This is a genomic window from Streptomyces sp. Isolate_45, assembly GCF_024721315.2.
Taxonomy (GTDB): Bacteria; Actinomycetota; Actinomycetes; order Streptomycetales; family Streptomycetaceae; genus Streptomyces.
In genome coordinates this window covers 1-717 of the sequence record NZ_JANFAK020000387.1, presented here as the reverse complement: position 1 = coordinate 717, position 717 = coordinate 1, and the positions used below count along the sequence as shown (strand labels likewise).

At 81.7% G+C, this 717-nt stretch carries 1 pseudogene; it reads left to right on the top strand.

What is annotated here, in order from left to right:
- Positions 1–368: 368 nt before the first annotated feature.
- Positions 369–717 (top strand): annotated as a pseudogene (locus NOD94_RS41230) (NADH-quinone oxidoreductase subunit C); the annotation flags it as partial.

Genomic DNA, 717 nt, shown 5'->3' with positions numbered 1-717 from the left:
CCCGCCGCCCCCGCCCGGGCGCGGAGGGCGCGGCCCCCGAGACCCCGGAAACCCCGCTGCCCCCGGAGCCGGACGCTCCGCCGCGTCGTACGCGTTCGGTAGCGGACGGCTCGGCAAGCCAGGCCGCGGGGGAAGCCGCGTCGTCCCCGGAGTCGGACGCTCCGCCGCGCCCGCCGCGTCGTACGCGTTCGGTGTCGGACGGCTCGGCGAGCCAGGCCGCGGGGGAAGCCGCGTCGTCCCCGGAGTCGGACGCCCCGCCCCGCCCGCCGCGTCGTACGCGTTCGGTGTCGGACGGCTCGGCGAGCCAGGCTGAGGGGGAAGCCGCGTCGCCCCCGGACCCGGATGCTCCGCCGCGTCGTACGCGTTCGGTGTCGGACGGCTCGGCGAGCCAGGCCGCGGCCGAGGCCGCACCGTCCCCGGGCCCGGAAACCCCTCCCGGCTCCGCGTCCGACGGCTCGGCGGGCCAAGCGCCCGGCGGCGTGTCGGCGCCGGGCGCCGAGGCCCCGGGGCGCCCGGCCCGTCGTACCCGTTCCGCTGCGGACGGGTCGACCGGCCAGGCAGCCCCGCCCGAGGCGGAGTCCGCACGCCGCCCGGTCCCGCGCAGCGCCGACGCGCCCTGGCACAACCCGAAGCCCGCCTTCGAAGACCCCGCGACACCCGCCACCGGCGCCGGGCCCGCCCCGGACGAGCCCGGGCCGAAGGCCGCGCCCCGGCCCG